Raw genomic sequence first — 17,368 nt, forward strand, 5'->3', positions numbered from 1 at the left:
CGTTGAAGCCCTCCTTGTCGTAGACGACGACGCGCCCGGTCTCGCGGAAGGTCTCGATCTGGTGCCGCAGCGTGTCGGGAATCGGCATGTTGGCGCAGTAGCGCCAGAATTCCGAATCGGTCCGGTCGGTGAGCTTGTAGTGCATGATGATGAAGTCTCGCACGTATTCGTAGCGTTGCGCGACCAGGCGGTTGAACTCGTCGGCCAGCTCGGGACGGCATTCGCGATTGGGGAAATACTGGAGCAGCCAGCCGACCGCGTTTTCGATGAAGTTGATGCTGGTCGATTCGAGCGGCTCGAGGAAGCCGCCCGACAGGCCGATGGCGATGCAGTTCTTGACCCAGGACTTGCGCCGCCGGCCCGTGGTGAAGCGCAGCTGGCGCGGCTCGCCTTGCGCCTCGCCGTCGAGACCTTCGAGCAGCACGCGCTCGGCCTCGGCGTCGCTGGTGTAGCCGTCGCAGTACACGTGGCCGTTGCCGGTGCGGTGCTGCAGCGGAATGCGCCAGGTCCAGCCGGCGGCCTTGGCGGTCGAGGTGGTGTAGGGCGTGAGCGGCAGGGTCTTGGCGCATGGCAGGGCCAGCGCGCTGTTACACGGCAGCATGGCGCTCCAGTCCTCGTAGCCAGCCTGGTACACGCCTTCGATCAACAGGCCGCGAAAGCCCGAGCAGTCGACGAACAGGTCGCCCTCGACGCGGCGGCCGTCGCGCAGTTTGAGGGCGGTGATGAAACCGGTCTCGGGGTGCTGTTCGACGTGCTCGATCATGCCTTCGATACGCTTGACGCCGCGTCGCGTGGCGTAGTCGCGCAAATAGGCGGCGTACAGGCCGGCGTCGAAATGGTAGGCCGAGCTATACGCGTCGGTGATCGATGGCAGCTCGTCTTGCGGCGGCATGAAGCGGTTGCCGCGCGCCATCATGGTCGCCATCGACCATTGCTCGTAGGACGGCATGTCCTTGAACACGCGCGACAGGCGCAGCCAGTACATGTACGCCGGGCGGTTCTCGATGGCCGGGCCGAAATCGCCAAAGCCGTGGAAAAACCGGTTGCCGACATGACCCCAATCCTTGAATTCGATGCCGAGCTTGAAGGTCGCCTGCGTCTTCCTGACGAAATCGGCTTCGTCGATGCCCAGAGCCAGATTGAAATGGCGGATGGTCGGGAGCGTCGCTTCGCCCACGCCGACGGTGCCGATCTCGGCCGACTCGACCAGCACGACCTCGCACGTCTTGGGCAACTTGAGCGCCAGCGGCGCGGCGGTCATCCAGCCGGCGGTGCCGCCGCCGACGATGACGATTGTTCGAATGGCTTTGTCAGACATAGGCAACCCATAAAAAAAAAGAGGCGGCCGGAGCCGCCTCTGAAACTGCCGCCGGGGGCGACAGATAGGAGACTACAGAAGGTCCATTGCGCCGGGGTGGCGATGGACCTGATGCCGGGACAGCGCGCCGGACTTAGTACGTGTAACGCAGCGCCAGGCGATAACTGCGGCCGGGCTCGAACCAGGAACGCATCATGTTGCCGATACCCTGCTGTTGGGTCTGCTTAACGACGGTATCCAGGATGTTGCTTGCGTTGAAACTGGCCTGGATATGGTCGTTGAACCGATAGTCGAACCCGAAGTCCAGCTGTCCGGCCGCTTCCTGCCAGGTCGGCAAGCCCCAGCCCACGTCCTGCGGATAGACCGTCTTGCCATCGACAACCGTCGCCCGGGTCGGATCGGCACTGGTGGCGTCCGAGCCCTGCGTGCCATTGACGGAGACGCCCTGCAGGAAACGACTGCGCCAGCTGTAGGCCAGGCGCATCGACATCGGTCCCTTGTCATACATGAACATCACGTTGTAGGCGTTCTTCGACAGATACTGCAAGGGCATATCCTTGAACGGCATGCCATTGGTGTCGCAGCCAAGCAAGTTCAAGGAACCGTTGGAGAACGAACCGGCGGACGGGCAGTACTTCAGATCGAAGGGATTGTGCAGCTTCTGCTTGCTATCGATGTAAGTGTAGTTCGCCGAGACGCCGAAGCCCTTGGCCCATTCCGGCAGAATGTCCGCCAGCACCGGCACATTATTGAAGTAGGTCTGGCCGGCGAGCTCCAGCCCGGTCACCTTGCCATCCGCTTCATTGTTCGGCGCCATGATCATGAAGGTTTGCGGGTTGCCGGCCAGGTCATTGTAGTCGCGGGTATAGGCCGAGCGCATGACGATGTCGGTCACTCGCTTGTGGAAAAGCGCGGCCGTCATCGAGGAACCGTGGCCCGGATACCATTCAAGCGTCGCGTCAAAGCTGCTGGCCTTGGTGGGCTTCAGATGGACGTTGCCCCTGTTCCAACCGCGGTAGTTGACCGTATCCACGGATTTGTTGTCGGAGGAATAGATAACCTGCTGCTCCAGCTTGACGTATTCGCTCAGGTCGCCAAAACTCGGCCGATACATCGACTTCGCGAACGCGAAGCGCGTTTGCAGCTGGGGGGTGATTTCCATCCTCAGGTTAAGACTCGGCAGCACGTCGACGGAGCTACGTCCTTCGACGATCGGCTCGTTGATCTGTCCGAATCGCGGCACCGACGGCTGCGAGGTGCTGCTGTAGGTCGGCAGGAACACGGTGTAGCCGTTGGCCTTCGTGTCGGTGTGGACCACGCGCACGCCGGCGCTGCCCTCGATCGGGAAGCGCAGATCGTCGAAGCCGAAGCGCGTCATCAGGTAGGCGGCCTGCGTCGTCTCCGACTGGCGGGCGACTTTGGACGGGTCGCCGTCGTAGACGAGCGGCATCCAGGGATCGTTGATGGTCGAGCAGTTGTTGTTGGTGCCCGATTGCAAGTTGCCCTGCTCGCATTGAATCTTCATGATCGGATTCGCCGCCGCCATGTAGGCGTTGGGATAGTCCTTGACCGCGGAGAGGGCCGGCGCCACCAGGGCGCCCGGGTTCGGGATCTTGCCGTTGAAGAAGTTGTTGTAGGTATAAAGGCTGGTCGGCACCAGGGCCGCGACCCGCGGATCGCTCAGGTAAGTGAAATTGGCGCGCGACGCCCAGGTCGGCTCGTCCGTCTTGGCGGCCGGCTGCCCCGGTGTCGACGTATTTCTGATTTCCCATGGCCTGGAGATGCTGTACCACATGGAGCCGCTCGCGTCCTCGTGGTTCGACTTGCGCTCGGTCGCGCGCAGGCCGAATCGCACGTCGCGCATGACCGGATGGTCGAACTTGAAGCGCACGTCGGTCTTCCACGCATACAGGTCGGCGTCCGCCTTGTCCTTGCCCGGCCCAAACATCTCCAGGAAGTAGTTGCCCGGATTCTGCAGGTGCGCTCTCGCCTTGTCGTCGAAGGTGATCTCGCCAATGTTTTTGGAGAGGTCGATATTCATGCTCGGCACAAAGGTGCCCAGGGTCATGTTGCCGCTTTGAGACTTGTTGGTGGCATGGACCCATTGCAGGTCGTTCTGGACCGACCAGCGCTCGTCGATGGTCCACTTGGCGTTCCAGGCGATCTCCCGGGTCTGCGAGCGCCTGTCGTAGTAGGTTTGGTTTGAATAGAAACCGAGTCCGCCGTCCACGAAGTTATTCGCGCCCCGGCCGCCGATCGGATACGTGTACCTGGCCGACTGCAGCACGCCGTTGGCGTCGAACACCGGGTTGGTGAGCGTGGACTTGTAGGAGTTCTCCACACCCGTGTACAGGGCGTTCTCGGTGCCGGTTTCCTTGTAGCCGGAGTGGAAATAAGTGAGCGCGGACGTGGCCCCGCCCTTCTTCCACTGCAGCGCGGCGTACGCGCCGGCGCGGTCGTTCGTGCCGAGGTTGGTGCGCCACGAGGCCGATTTGGGCACCCACACGGTTTGTCCGGCGACGACGTCGGTGCGCGGGAAGTAGGCGTCCACTTGCACCGTGTCGTTGCGGGTATTGCTCTCGTTGGCGGACAAGTTGAGCAGCGCCCCCCATAGTCCGAAGTCGTTTTCCCAGCGTTTCGAGACCAGGCCGGAGACGGCGGGCGAGGATTTCTTGCTGAGCTCGCTGTAGTTGACGTAGGTCGAAGCGGCGAATTTATCGCCCTTGTAGTCGAACGGCAGCGCGGTGCGCAAGTCGACTTGGCCGCTGACGCCGCCTTCGATCAACTCGGCAGGCGGGTTCTTGTGCACGACCACCGCCGACATCAGTTCGGCCGGAATGTCGCCCCAGCTCAATTCGCGTCCCGGCCAGCCGGCCGAGAACGATTCGCGGCCGTTCAAGGTGGACGAACCCCAGGTCAGGCCGCGCACCGAAATGCCGGAACCCTCGACCGAGAAATGCTCCGGGTCGCCGCGCGAGCGGTTGCGGTCCATCGTCACGCCGACGACGCGCTGCAGCACCTCGGTGATCGACTTGTCGGGCAGCTTGCCGGCCTCTTCGGCGACGACGCCGTCGATGACCTCCTCGGCATTCTGTTTGAGCTTGGCGGCCGACTGCATCGCCGCGCGCTGGCCGGTCACGACCACGGTCACGGGTTCCGCTTCCTTGGACGGCCCCGAAGGCGCCGTTTGCGCCTGCGCGGCGCCGCCATAGAGCGCCGCGAGCTGCGCCGCCGCGAGCGCCAGCGCGGTCATCCGCACGGGTTTCCGCTTGATCATTGTTCCCATTGTTCTCATTGTCTCTATCCTCTTGAATATCCTGTTTTGCTTTGGCTGCCCGCCGCGCCGGGCGGGCAGTGAAGCTCGTGTGCCATCACTGGAAGGTGATCGGCCCGGTCAGCTTGATCGTGGTCTGGTAATTCGGCGGCGGCGCCCCCGGCGTCGGCACTTTGAAGTTGCCGACCGGCGAGGCGAACCTGATATAGACGATCGGATAATCCTGCAGCTCGAACCAGGGGTTCAGATCCGTCAGTTCGCACGCCTCCGAGACTGTGAAGTCCCTGAGCTTGAGACTGTAGTTCGCCGGGGCCGGGGAGCTTGGCTTGAAAGTCGTCCGCAAACGCACGTTGCAATTGCCGTTGTCCTTCTTGCGGTTGAAGTGGCCGAGGATCAAGTCGACTTCGACCTGGTTGTCGCCCGTGGCGAACCATTCCTGGTTTTGCGAGAAGTTGAACTTCAACGCCGCCTGGGCATCGATCCGCACGCCATCCGGGGTGTTCGCGGTGTCCGAGACATTCGACACGTGAGGCGCGTACACGTCGAGTTCCGACCACACCCGCCACCAGCGTCCGTCGGTGTAGGGCTGGTTCTTGTAGGTGTAGGTATCGGTGATGCTGCTGCCGTCCGCCGAAACAGTGGCATCGCACCAGCCGTTACACCACCAGCCGGTCTCGCTGCTGCCGCCGTGCGGGTCGACTTTCCCGTCCTCCTTGGTGTGCGTTGTATCCTTGTAGCCACTCAGGAACGTGATCTCGGGCGACTGTGCGGTGCCGATCGGCATGGTCTTGACCACTTTCGCCGTCTCGTAGATATCGCCGCCGTCCATCGTGGCGGTGACGGTGCACAGCCCATTGTCGAGCTTTTGCAGCGTGGTTCCGCTGATCGAGCACACCGTGGGCGTGCTGGTGGTAAACGCGACGGCGCGGTCGGCCACGGTGGACACCGCCTCCAGCTTCACCGTCTGCGTGTCCAGCGGCAGCGCGCCCGGATTGCGGAAGATGACAGACGCCGGCCGCTTGGGAATGACGAAAAGCTGGCGTTGCGTGGCCGCGGCGTAGCCATTCCCGCCGGCCTGGTTGGCGTTCACCGAGCACTCGCCCGCTTTCAGCAGCGACAGTGTGGCGCCGCTGACGCTGCAGGTAGCGGGCGTGTTCGACACGTAGGTGATCGGCCCGCCGGAACTGGCCGTGGCCTTGAGCGTGATGGTCGCGATGGTCGGCGGAATAGCGACCGTCTCCCCGCCCGGGAACGGGAAGGACACTGATTGTGCCGTCCCGCTTTCGCTGCCACCGCCGCCGCCGCCGCCGCCGCAGGCGGCCAGCAGCGTGGCGCAGGCAAGGCTGATGGCCGTGTGCTGGAATCTCATAGCATGTATCCTCATTGGAATATTCCTTTCTTTTGCGTTTGCTGGAATTACTTGACACCGGCTGCGCCGATGAGAAGGAAAGATTGGCCCCTGTCCCGCTCCGCTTCGCGTTCGCGACATGGACGATGGTCCTGGTCAAGATGGTTGGACTGGCGTCGCCTCGCAGTCACCATGAAAACGTTTTCAAAAAAGCATGAAAAACAGCGCGCCAAATAGGGGAAACACCCGCGCCGCGCGGGAGGGCAGCGCGTGCCGGCGCGCGTCGCGCCGGCTGGACCCGGCCGGCCTGGCCTGACTGCGCGCAAGGCGGGCGATGGAAAGGTCTGCTGGCAGCTTGCTGCCGAGTTGAATGGGGTTGAGGTGCACGTCTTGTCTCCCTGCTTTTATTATCGTTACCGCTCAATCAGCTGCTTCGATGGCACTGTATCGTCATATATCGAGAACAATCGACCTGCGCGTCAGGCTTGAATTGACGCTTCAAGCCGTCATGTTGAATTCGTTATTGGCAGCAGCGCCCGCGATCATCAGGGAAGAAAGCTTTAACACAACCCACGCCTGATTCAACTTGCCAAGCCATTCACTACGACCGCCACGCGGTGCCTTGCGTGCTGCAATGGTTTAAATCTTAGCATTCGTATTGCCGCTTTTAAGCATCCCAAACGCTGGTTGCGAGAAATTGCTTTCGGATTGGTGATCTTGACACCTCCAATCAGGAAACTAGCGGAAGCTAAAGCGAAATCCGGTAGACGGTGGTCTGGCGATACACCTGCCCTGGCTGCAGGACGATGTGGGGCCAGGTTTGCTCATCAGGTCCGGACACGGATTCGCTCCAAGGCCGAAGCCAGCGCGGCGCCGGGTTGGTCCGGCAGGCACATCGTTCGGCTGGCCGGCGATCCGGTTGCCGGTGCAGAATTGCAAGGCGGCCTCGGTGGTAAACATTTGCAGGCGTCGGCCCGAGCCCGGATCGAACACGCGGGCCACTTCGCGCAGTGCGCCCTGCCCACCGTCGAAGTGGCTGCGGACGAAAAAGCAGTGATCAAATTCGCCGCGCAGGCGGATCTGGCTATCGGGCCAGTGCAGGCGCGCGCCAATCGGGGCAGGCTGACGGAAGTCGAACGGCGTGCGGTCCACTGCTGCCACGGCGACCGGCGCGCCCATGGCGTCGACTTCGACAAAGTAGTCGGCGCCGATCTGCAGCGTATGGTCGCCCACGCCGCTGTCCCCGTTCAGGTTGAAATAGGGGTGGGGGTGGACCCTGAGCGGCGCGGGCGCATCGGCCATGGCGCTATGCTCAATGGTGAGCTTGCCGTCGTCGTCGAGGCGGTAATTGACCATCACGCTGGCGCCGCCGGCCGCGCCGCCGGGCGCCGTCAGCATCAGCGACACCCCGCCTTTGGCGTGGCGGTTCACGGCAGACGGGCCGGGAACTGGCTGGCTAGACTCCGGCCATCTGTGCGCGCTGGCCGAGCACGCGGTCGCGGTAGCCGCGCGGCGTGCAGCCAAGTTCGCGCATAAACACTCGATGCAAGTAGCGGGTCGATGTAAAACCGCTGTCCAGCGCCACGTCCTCGATACTGCTATCCCCGCTTTCCAGGCCGGCCTTGGCGGCTTCGAGCTTGACTCTCAGGATCGCGTCGTGCACGCTGCATCCCAGCTCCTGGCGGAAGTAGGCTTCGAGGGAAGAGCGCGACACACCCACATATTCGGCAACCTGCTCGGTTTTGACACCATGGCAGGCATACTGGCGGATGAAGTGGCGCGCCCGCATCACGTTCGGATGCTTGATCAACTGGTACTGGCTGGACGCGAGCACATTGATGCCGGCCGGCGGCACCACGATCCTCGTGTTCGGCAGGCGCACCCCGTGCAGCATCTGCGCGAGCAGATGGGCGGCCGCACGTCCCATCTCCTGCGCGCCCTGGATCACGGTACTAAGCGGTATGCGGGTAAGCCTGCGCACCAGCGGGTCGTTGTCGATGCCGATGATCGCCACCTGTTCCGGCACTTCGATCCCGGCGAGGATACAGGCCTGCAGTAATTGGCGCGCGCGCGCATCCGTAACGGCGACGATACCGACCGGTTTGGGCAAGTTGCGCAACCATTCGATCTGGCCCTGGACCGCCTCGTCCCACGAATGGGCTCTTGTTTCGCAGCCGCGGAAGATCTCCGGTTCCAGCAGGTCGCCCTGCTCCAGGCTGCGGAAGGCATTTTCGCGTTCCTGCGCCCAGCGGTTTTCCCCGGTAGCGGGGACGCTGTACATGGCGAAACGCTGCAGGCCAACATCGATCAGGTGCTGGCGTGCCAGTTCAATCAGCTTGAAATTGTCGGTCGCCACGTAGGGCACCCCGGCCGGGTAATCGGCATGGTCGGCATAGGAACCGCCAACCGCCACCACCGGTACACGGCAGCGCGACAAGGCTTCCGCCACGGCCGGATCGTCAAAATTGGCAATGATGCCGTCGCCCTGCCAGTGCTCGATGCCTGGCAGGCGCAATCGGAAATCTTCTTCCAGGAATAAATCCAAGTCCGCGCGCGTTCTTCCCAGATATGCGGCGATGCCGGCAATGACTTCGTGATCGAATATATTGTTCGCGTTGAATAGCAGCGCGATCCGGTGTACTTTCATCGTTTTCATTTGACTTGAACGCTTTGAAAGCATTTCCGGAAAAGTGAAAACAAGCATAGCTGCGCATACAAAAAGCTGAAGGGCATAATCGTGTCTCCATCCCGTATTTTTATAATACAAACATTCCGCTTGCAGGCAATCGGCGCTGCCCCAATCCAACCGGAGTCCAATACGCGGTCTCTCATATATTAAGGACATTTTCAGTCCCTTATACTCGGCGGCACCTTGCCACGCGAGCTGGGCCTCGCACGACGGACTGGAGGATCGGCAGCGGAAGCCGACCCAACCCGAGCATAGGGGAGCGGCCAGCGCAGCACTATCGACCATGAAACAACTACTTCTAACCCCTATAAAACTCAAAAAATTGCAATTAGTTCTGCCAGAAATGATAGAAGGGGCGGTGCGGCGCGTCGGCCAGGGACACGGTCGGGAAACCGTCTGCGAGAGTTTGTTTCCTTTTGACAATATTTGCGATGCTTTCGGCTTGCGGCCGTATTCGCTTTTTTGGGCCAATCACCCGGCCACTTCCGTTGAGGCCGCCCGAAACCACTGACGAGGAGCCAGCAGGAGACTACCGGTTACTGCATAGGCAGATGATTGCTGCGGGTCGCGCTCTGATCGGGCTGCTGGACAATCGCTTCACTCCACGTAAGCGGTAAGCCAGCGGCATTGGATTCGCCCGGCCGCCGCTCCGGCATCATTTCCGTCATGTTCAACCCAACGGAGCGTGGTCATGCTAGAGATGCCGGGCGCGAGGGAGCGGAAACGGATGGAGTGGCGGCAGCGGCTGGCTCGGTTCGCGGACAGCGGCCTGCCCACTGTCTATCCAGCCACGGCCCGAGCATATGGCGTCTTCCTCAACGCAAGAAATTCTTAAAGATACTGAAAATGTGCCGGAATTGCAGGTAGTACTGCTGGAAATTGAAGCGGAGCTAGGCCGGGAGGTCTTCCGAGGGAGGACTTACCTCAGGGGAGGAAGTCGCGGCAGGCTGGTGCTGCCGGGCGGAGAGTGAACGGAATGCTTTCGGCGTGCAACCGTATTGTTCCTTGAACAGCTTATTGAAGTAAGGCACATTCGCATAGCCAACGGTGTAGGCGATTTCCGCCACGGCCGCGCCGTTCTTTTCGGCCAGCAAGCGGGCCGCTTCGGTCAACCGTAATTTATTCAGGTAGGTGGCGAACGTCATGCCGAGTTCTGTCCTCAGCACCTCGTTGACCTTGTTGCGATTCGTGCCAGTCGCGGACACAACGCCCGGCAAGTCCAAGTCGGCATCCGTGTAATTGGTCGAGATATACCGCAGGATCGCTCCCTTTTCCTTGTCTTTATAAGGTTCCAGCGTTAATTGACGGTAGGCGACCAGGGTCAGGTCCTTCGTCAGATTGGAATCGACGCTCGCCATCAGCGCACGGGCATGGGCGCGGAAAAACCAAAGTCCAAATGCGCTAAAGCTTGCCAAAACGATCACGGCAAGCGCACCGATATACCGATAATCACGGCCGTGCGCAGTAAGTTCGCTGATTTCCACACGGACATCGACCTTCTGCGGACTGTGGACCGTGCTCCCGAACGCGATTTTCGCCACTTTTTTGAGGTCGTATTCGTGATGCGCCAAATCGGACTTGTGCACGCCAAACCACCAGTCTGGAATGGTCAAACGGGTCAAATCCAAGGACACCGGCATACCCGTTTCGTTACAGGAAAAATAAGTCTGGGGCGATCGATACGTCAGGAATTCGCCCGGCTTGGAGATTTTGTCGTCAAAGGTATTAAGCCCAAACATCAAGGTGTTGGCAGGCGCACATTTGGCAACAAAGGAGATGGTGCTGTACTTCGATAAATCGATCTGGGCCAGATTTTCTTTCCGGTCATAGCGCCACATCTCCGCAGCGGCGAAGGGGAACTGGGAAGTACCCTTTAAGCTGAAGGCATAAGCGAGCCGATTATCGCCGACTTTATCGAAACGAACGCTAGACCCGCCGCCGCTGGCCGCATCCGTATTGCCGACGTAGCGCCAGCGGTCGCCATTTGAATACGGCCCCAGCACCGACAAAGTCAGAAAGCTCTGATAGATGAACAAGCACGCCAATAAGGCGTTTGTGAGCACAAGGAAAATGAGGGCGACGAGCGCCTTCTTATAAAACTCTTGCATGTCGCTGCGGGTGATGAAGCGGTCTCTGGGCGGCACCTCTTGCCGGGTGTTCTCATCATCATAGCAGCTTAATCCCTTGCCGGCGATCTTAAAGAATGCCACCTTCTTCCGCATGTCGCCCCGCTGCCCGCACGCGACAGATTCCGTTCCGGATTCAACCAGACCTGGTCGTCCAAGTCCCAGGCTCTGGTAGCACCTCCCCAACGTTCTGGACGCCGCTGCTTGGCAGCCTCGTAGACTTCGTGACGATGCCGTAGGATCGCGGCAGAGCGACCGTCGTGGCGTTGTGCCGGCGTCACGAATTTCAGGCCGCTGTGCTTGTGCTGGTGGTTGTACCACTGTACGAATTTCAATGTCCACTGACGGGCCAACCGCAGCGCCGGCGACCGGGACGAGCCACTCCGGCGTGGGCAGCGATGGCATCTCCAGCCGCAAGCATTCCAGCGTCAACGTGTAGCCACAACCAGCTGGAGCCGGTGCCGGCTGGATCTCGACCGTCAAGAAGGCATTGCTCGCGCGTATGGATGCGCTCAAGGCGAAGCAGGGCATGAACAGCGAGAATTCGAGCGAGCCCTCGTCCGACGGGCTGGCGAAAAAGCCCGGGAAGACCAGTTCACTGCGTGGCACGTCCGAAAAACGGTGGGCGGTCTCAGGGCCAAACGGCACGGTGGACCATCACCTGCCACGGCAATGCAGCCGTGGCCACAACGGGGCCGCCAAGCTGATCGATGGACTGTACGGCTTGTCGGCGTCCCCGGCAACGCTGGTGGCCTGGTGGCGAAGCGCGCGCGGCGCTGCAGGGCACGGCCGACGTGTTCGCCTGGAAATAGTATCGCGTATTTGGTGATTTTGAGTCTTGCGGCGCACACGAGGACTGCGCAGAATGGGCGCAAACTTTCTGAAGTCCACTCATGTGACATCACACCATCCCAGGCACGCCCTTGCTGGCGCTGGCCGCTTGTGGCGGAGGCGGCTCCCCCGCCAGTGCCCCAAGTGCCGAGGAGGGGCGTTTCGGGACGAGCTAGAAAACAAAACCAACGTCGTTCCCGTTTTCCGCGAGGACGACGTTGGTTTTTTAGGGTGAGTCTTGATAAGAACCCTAATTATCCAATACAACCAATCCAAGGAAATCTAATGGATATATTTTTTGCAAAACCCCATTAATTGCGTCCGCTAACGCTCCCGGTATTGCGGTGATATGTTTGTCCGAAAAAGCAAATGCCTGGATTTGATTCAAGAAAAAAATTCTATTTAGCAAAATTAGCGAAATACCATAAACATGAAATTCAAATCCAATATTTTTCTGATATTCATGTATTTTTTATCAATGCTTGAAGCATCGGCTCAGAACCCCATCATACAAACGATGTTCACTGCCGATCCGGCTCCAATTGTGTTTGGCGATACCCTCTTTTTGTATGTTGGCCACGATGAAGACGATGCTCCCGCAAAAGGATATTTGATGCGCGAGTACCGGCTTTTTACTACGACTGACATGGTCAATTGGACCGATCATGGCGCTCCTTTGAAAACTAGCCAGATTTCCTGGTCCAATAACGATGCTAGCGCAGCACAACTTATTGAAAGAAATGGGAAATATTATTGGTATTTCTCCACCCTTGATAAAAATGGACCGGGTGGTGTTTCTGTCGGCGTAGCAGTCTCAGATTCTCCTTATGGCCCTTTTAAAGACGCTTTAGGCAAGGCACTTATAACGAACAGCATGACCAATTATGCTCCTCATGGGTGGGACGATCTTGATCCATCTGTTTTCATCGACGATGATGGCCAGGCCTATCTTTTCTGGGGGAATGGTGCTTGTTATTGGGTGAAATTAAAGAAGGACATGATTTCCCTTGATGGGGAAATTCAGCATTTGGATATCAAGGACACAACAGCTTTTGCCGGAAAATTTACCGAGGCCCCCTGGGTCTACAAGAGAAACAAACAGTATTACCTTGTTTACGCTGCGGAATTTCCTGAGAATATAGGCTACTCCACCTCCAAAAACATTGCAGGGCCTTGGAAACAACAGGGCACCCTGATGGCTACCCAGAGGGGCAGCAATACCAATCATGCAGGCATCGTTGACTACAAGAAGAAATCCTATTTCTTCTATCACAATGATGCATTACCAGGCGGCCATAGCTACGACAGATCGGTTGCAGTGGAAGAGTTCAATTACAATGCTGACGGCACAATTCCAAAATTGAGCATGACCGACGCTGGCATTGTCAAAGGAGTGGGGACATTAAATCCATACAAACGGACAGAAGCTGAAACCATCGCCTTTTCAAAAGGCGTGAAGGCGATAGAGAGCAAGGAGAAAGGCGTTATTATCACCTCCATTCATAACGGTGATTATATAAAAGTGCGTGATGTTGATTTTGGAAAAACAGGGCCGTCTTCGTTCAAAGCATCGGCATCCAGCCGCTATAGCGGAGGGACGATTGAAATCCGCACCGATGGCCTGGATGGAAAATTGATAGGGACCTTGAAAATCCACTATACCGGCGAATGGGAAAACTGGAAAGAATTCTCAACGAACATAGAACACGTCAGCGGCGTTCACGATGTTTATTTTGTCTTCAAAGGCGAGGTGCCGCACATGTTGTTTAACTTTGATTACTGGGAATTTATTAAATAGGTGCCCACCAAGACCTTTGTTAGATTGTTCCAGTTCAAGCAGAAGAGTATTCTTTTTAAGAAAAATTTATCCAATTGATTGCGCTTATATCAACTGGCTAGATTACGACTCGCATTTCGACGCCCAGCCTTTCAGGAGAAACCATTGAAAAATTTATTGCGCATCGTATTCGCCGGCGCCCTGTGCCTGCCATTCGCGCCCTTGGCGGCCGCCCCCGTGTTCGCCAATCCCCTGGTGCAGCAACGCGCCGATCCGCAGGTCGTCCTGCACAGCGACGGCTACTACTATTACACCGCCACGGTGCCCGAATACGACCGCATCGAGCTGCGCCGCGCCAAGTCGCTCGATGAGCTCGGTAAGGCCGAGGCCAAAGTCATCTGGCGCAAGCACGACAAGGGCATCATGGGCGGCAACATATGGGCGCCCGAGATTCACCATATTGATGGCAAGTGGTACATCTACTTTTCGGCCGGTACGGCCGAAAACAACTGGGCGATCCGCCTGTACGTGCTGGAAAATGGTTCCGTCAATCCGCTCGAAGGGACATGGACCGAGCGCGGCCAGCTCAAGACGGCCTGGGAAAGCTTCACGCTGGATGCCACCACCTTCGCCCACAAGGGCCAGCGCTACCTGGTGTGGACCCAGCGCAGCGCTGAACCGGAGATCCATGGGACCAACATCTACATCGCCAGGATGGACACGCCGACGTCGATCGCGGGGCCGCAGGTGATGCTGTCAAGGCCGGAATATGCATGGGAAAAGGTGAAGGTCATGGTCAACGAAGCGCCCGCCGTGCTGGTCAAGAACGGCAAGGTGTTCATCACGTTTTCGGCCAGTGCGACCGATGAGAACTACGCGATGGGGCTGCTGACGGCACCGGCCGACGCCGACCTGATGAGCGCGGCGTCGTGGACCAAATCGGCTGAACCCGTATTCAAGACCAGCGAAGCGAATGGCCAATTCGGACCGGGGCACAACTACTTCACGACGACGCCGGATGGCAAACACGACATCCTGATCTACCACGCTCGCAACTATCGCGAGATCAAGGGGGACGCGCTGAACGATCCGAACCGCCACACGCGCGCTCAATTGATCAAATGGCGGAAGGATGGCACGCCCGACTTTGGCGAACCGGTGGCCGATAGTATGCCCAAAAAAGCAAAGTAGGAAGTGCGGCGACGCATCGGATCGCAGGATGTCGCCGCTCCGGTTCGCGAATTCCCGGAAATGACTCCCTGCTTGCCGCCTACCTGGCGGCCGGCGAAGTCGCGTCAATGCAGCGCAGCACGCAGTCACAGTCAAACAATAACAAACCAAAAACCTAGGGATTTCATGCACACGGCAATGAGCACCACGGAGATTTTTCTCCTGGCGATGTTACTCATCTTTTCCATTCCATATTTGATCTGGCGGCTTGGCCGCACCGACTACTGGGCGCCGCTGGTGGTGGTGCAGATCATCACCGGCATCCTGCTGGGCCCGGGCGTGATGGGCGCCGCTTTTCCGGATTACTATGCCTTCGTCTTCAATCCGACCGTGATACAAACGCTCAACGGCATCGCTTGGTGGGCGGTGATGATTTTCGTGATGATTGCCGGTATCGAACTCGACCTGGTAGCGGCCTGGGAACACCGGCGCGAAAGCACCATCACCGCCGGCATGGCGCTTGGCACGCCATTGCTGTTCGGCTGTGTAGCCGCCTTCGGCATGCTGGCCTATGACGGCTGGATCGGTCCCAAGGGCATGACTTGGCAGTTCATCCTGGGCGTCGGCATGGCCTGCGCCGTGACGGCCTTGCCGATCCTGATCCTTCTGATGGAAAAACTGGAAGTACTGCGCCAGCCGATCGGCCAGCGCATCCTGCGCTACGCCAGCCTGGACGACGTGGCGATCTGGGGGGTGCTGGCGCTGATCTTGCTGGACTGGACCCGCGTGGGCCGCCAGATCGGTTTCCTGATCAGCTTCGCGATCGCCGCCTGGCTGCTGCGCAAGCTGATGCGGGCCATTCCTGAGCGCGACCGCTGGTATGTTGGCCTGATCTGGCTGGCCATCTGCGGCTTTGCGGCGGACTGGGCTGGGCTGCACTTTATGGTCGGCGCCTTCCTGGCGGGCGCCGTCATGGATGCTCACTGGTTCGACCAGGCCGAGATGGATCTGATGCGACACCACGTGCTGCTGGCCATCATGCCGGTCTTCTTCCTCAGCACCGGCCTGAAGACCAACTGGGCGGTCGGCGGAACGGCCGTTTTCATTGCCGCGGCGGTGCTGCTGGTGGCCTCGGTATCGGGCAAGATGATCGGCGTGCACATCGCCGGCAAGGTCCTCAAATGGGGCAAGGGAGAGGCCTCGATCATAGGCTGGCTGCTGCAGACCAAGGCGTTGATCATGATCATCTTCGCCAACATTCTGCTCGACAAGGGAATCATCACCAATGAGACCTTCACAGCCTTGCTGTTGATGGCCATCGCCAGCACCATGCTGACCGTGCCCGTGGTGTCGCCAAGACTTCGGGCCATGAAGGAAATAATCTTCCGTTCCCAATAAGAACGCCAGCATGCGCCATTTCGTTCCCCCACGGCCATCGCTCATGAGCGGCGTGCTCTCCTGCGCCGGCATCTTCGCGGCCATTGCCACCCTGGCATATTGTTCGTTCGAACTGAAGGTACTGCTGGCACTGGGTTCCCTGGGGTCGAGCACGGTGCTGCTGTTCTGCTTTCCGGAGAGCCATTTCTCTCAGCCGCGCAGCATCGTCGGCGGCCACTTCGTCAGCACCGCGGTCGGGCTGGCGGCGCTGTCGCTATGCGGGCAGACCTGGTGGGCGCTCGGGGCCGCGGTCGCGCTCGCCGCAGCCGCCATGATGCTGACCCGCACCATGCACCCGCCGGCCGGCTCCAATCCCATCATCGTGTTCCTTGGCTTGGCGGACTGGCATTTTCTGTTCTTTCCGACCCTGGCCGGCGCCGTCGTGCTCGTTTCGGTTGGCCTGGCCTATCACCGCTGGTGTCGGCGCCCTTATCCGCAGTACTGGGGCTTCGAGCACGAGGCGCCCGCGTCGGTGCGGGGCGAGGACAGTGCCGCCGCCTGAATTCAGGCGCTGGCGCCGGCCGCGCCCGCCCTTCAAAAAAGCTCCCGGTCGGGAGCTTTTTTGTTGGCGCAAACACGCAAGCCTCCGGCCACTTCCAAACAACACCCTGAAGGGATCGCACCAATGCCGCGCCGCTCACCGCTCTCCGATACCGAACGCGATAGCTTACTCATGTTGCCAAAAAATCAGGATGACGTGATCCAGCACTACAGCGCATAGCGTGGCGGACCTTGCGATGCAGACCGACAAGGGTATCGTGCTCGCGGGTCATGCCCTGGAAACGCTGCGGAAGCAGCGGATCATTCTACCGGCGCTCACGGTCGTTGAACGCGCTTGCGCAGAAGCCCTGACGCGGGCAAATCGTCGGATCTACCGCAGCTTGACCGAGCCGCTCGACCGCCACCACCGGCGCGGATTGGACAACCTGCTCAACGTCGCGCCTGACGTGAATGTCATCTGGTCCTCCCGATCTTGGCGCCATCCAGCGCGCGGCCCAGGAATGCGAACAGGCCCAAGCGCAGCTTCGGGCGGTTGCCATGCGGGGTATGCCAGGAGACGCATCGTCGCATGTCAATTTGAGCGCAACGGCCTGCCAACGGCAACTAGGCCGTCGCACGAGCGGTTAACCGCTTTTTTCAAGCGGTTTACCACCGCCTTCAGGCGGTGGTGAATTCTCTAAGTGCTTGAATTTATGGAGGCGAGGATCGGAGTCGAACCGACCTAGACGGCTTTGCAGGCCGCTGCATAACCGCTTTGCTACCTCGCCAGAGGGAACTTTGACTAAGAGCATCGGCGGGTTACGCGCCGGTGTCTGGAATTCTGGAGCGGGAGAAGAGTCTCGAACTCTCGACCTCAACCTTGGCAAGGTTGCGCTCTACCAACTGAGCTACTCCCGC

12 protein-coding genes, 2 tRNA genes and 2 pseudogenes are annotated in these 17,368 nt (G+C 59.5%); 6 read left to right on the forward strand and 10 right to left on the reverse strand.

Features of this window, described 5'->3' with window-relative positions; genetic code table 11:
- The 6 genes from BM436_RS34830 to BM436_RS34855 form a co-directional block, all read right to left on the reverse strand.
- The coding region (locus BM436_RS34830; protein ID WP_093561534.1) for a tryptophan halogenase family protein at positions 1-1,318 on the reverse strand (1,318 nt) is incomplete at its 3' end.
- Between the two features lie 133 nt (positions 1,319-1,451).
- Entirely contained in the window at positions 1,452-4,595 is a 3,144-nt protein-coding gene (locus tag BM436_RS34835; protein WP_177307811.1) for a TonB-dependent receptor, read from the reverse strand.
- A gap of 94 nt (positions 4,596-4,689) precedes the next feature.
- Positions 4,690-5,961 (reverse strand): hypothetical protein, encoded by a 1,272-nt coding sequence (locus tag BM436_RS34840; protein ID WP_093561520.1) that lies wholly within the window; start codon positions 5,959-5,961, stop codon positions 4,690-4,692.
- 183 nt (positions 5,962-6,144) lie between these two features.
- A complete protein-coding gene (locus BM436_RS34845; RefSeq protein ID WP_093561522.1) occupies positions 6,145-6,327 on the reverse strand; it encodes a hypothetical protein in 183 nt (60 codons plus the stop codon).
- Between the two features lie 351 nt (positions 6,328-6,678).
- Entirely contained in the window at positions 6,679-7,371 is a 693-nt protein-coding gene (locus BM436_RS34850; protein WP_143133486.1) for an aldose epimerase family protein, read from the reverse strand.
- A 25-nt stretch (positions 7,372-7,396) separates the two neighbouring features.
- On the reverse strand, positions 7,397-8,596 hold the full coding sequence (locus tag BM436_RS34855) for an AraC family transcriptional regulator (RefSeq protein ID WP_229491043.1): 1,200 nt from the start codon (positions 8,594-8,596) through the stop codon (positions 7,397-7,399).
- Between the two features lie 316 nt (positions 8,597-8,912).
- Between BM436_RS34855 and BM436_RS36790 the strand changes: the two genes are divergently transcribed.
- On the forward strand, positions 8,913-9,140 hold the full coding sequence (locus tag BM436_RS36790; RefSeq protein WP_143133487.1) for a hypothetical protein: 228 nt from the start codon (positions 8,913-8,915) through the stop codon (positions 9,138-9,140).
- Between the two features lie 379 nt (positions 9,141-9,519).
- On the opposite strand, the gene BM436_RS38635 is transcribed toward BM436_RS36790, so the two are convergent.
- Complete coding sequence (locus BM436_RS38635) at positions 9,520-10,851, reverse strand: helix-turn-helix domain-containing protein (RefSeq protein WP_307667141.1); 1,332 nt, start codon at positions 10,849-10,851, stop codon at positions 9,520-9,522.
- Positions 10,806-11,105 (reverse strand): annotated as a pseudogene (locus BM436_RS38400) (hypothetical protein); the annotation flags it as partial. The pseudogene BM436_RS38400 and the gene BM436_RS38635, both read right to left, overlap by 46 nt.
- Before the next feature lie 911 nt (positions 11,106-12,016).
- Between BM436_RS38400 and BM436_RS34865 the strand changes: the two are divergent.
- From BM436_RS34865 to BM436_RS38265, 5 genes and pseudogenes are all read left to right on the forward strand, one after another.
- Positions 12,017-13,384, forward strand: coding sequence for a glycoside hydrolase family 43 protein (locus tag BM436_RS34865; RefSeq protein ID WP_093561529.1), 1,368 nt, complete (start codon positions 12,017-12,019; stop codon positions 13,382-13,384).
- Between the two features lie 156 nt (positions 13,385-13,540).
- Entirely contained in the window at positions 13,541-14,554 is a 1,014-nt protein-coding gene (locus tag BM436_RS34870; RefSeq protein WP_307667144.1) for a glycoside hydrolase family 43 protein, read from the forward strand.
- A gap of 177 nt (positions 14,555-14,731) precedes the next feature.
- Positions 14,732-15,931, forward strand: coding sequence for a cation:proton antiporter (locus BM436_RS34875; RefSeq protein ID WP_229491045.1), 1,200 nt, complete (start codon positions 14,732-14,734; stop codon positions 15,929-15,931).
- Between the two features lie 10 nt (positions 15,932-15,941).
- A complete protein-coding gene (locus BM436_RS34880) occupies positions 15,942-16,472 on the forward strand; it encodes an HPP family protein (RefSeq protein ID WP_093561532.1) in 531 nt (176 codons plus the stop codon).
- Between the two features lie 214 nt (positions 16,473-16,686).
- Positions 16,687-16,908, forward strand: a pseudogene (locus BM436_RS38265) (DUF4158 domain-containing protein); the annotation flags it as partial.
- 256 nt (positions 16,909-17,164) lie between these two features.
- Here the strand turns inward: BM436_RS38265 and BM436_RS34890 are convergent.
- Positions 17,165-17,238 (reverse strand) — tRNA-Cys (locus BM436_RS34890).
- Between the two features lie 54 nt (positions 17,239-17,292).
- Positions 17,293-17,368: transfer RNA gene (locus tag BM436_RS34895), tRNA-Gly, on the reverse strand.

The organism is Pseudoduganella namucuonensis (assembly GCF_900116645.1).
GTDB classification, from domain to species: Bacteria; Pseudomonadota; Gammaproteobacteria; order Burkholderiales; family Burkholderiaceae_D; genus Rugamonas; species Rugamonas namucuonensis.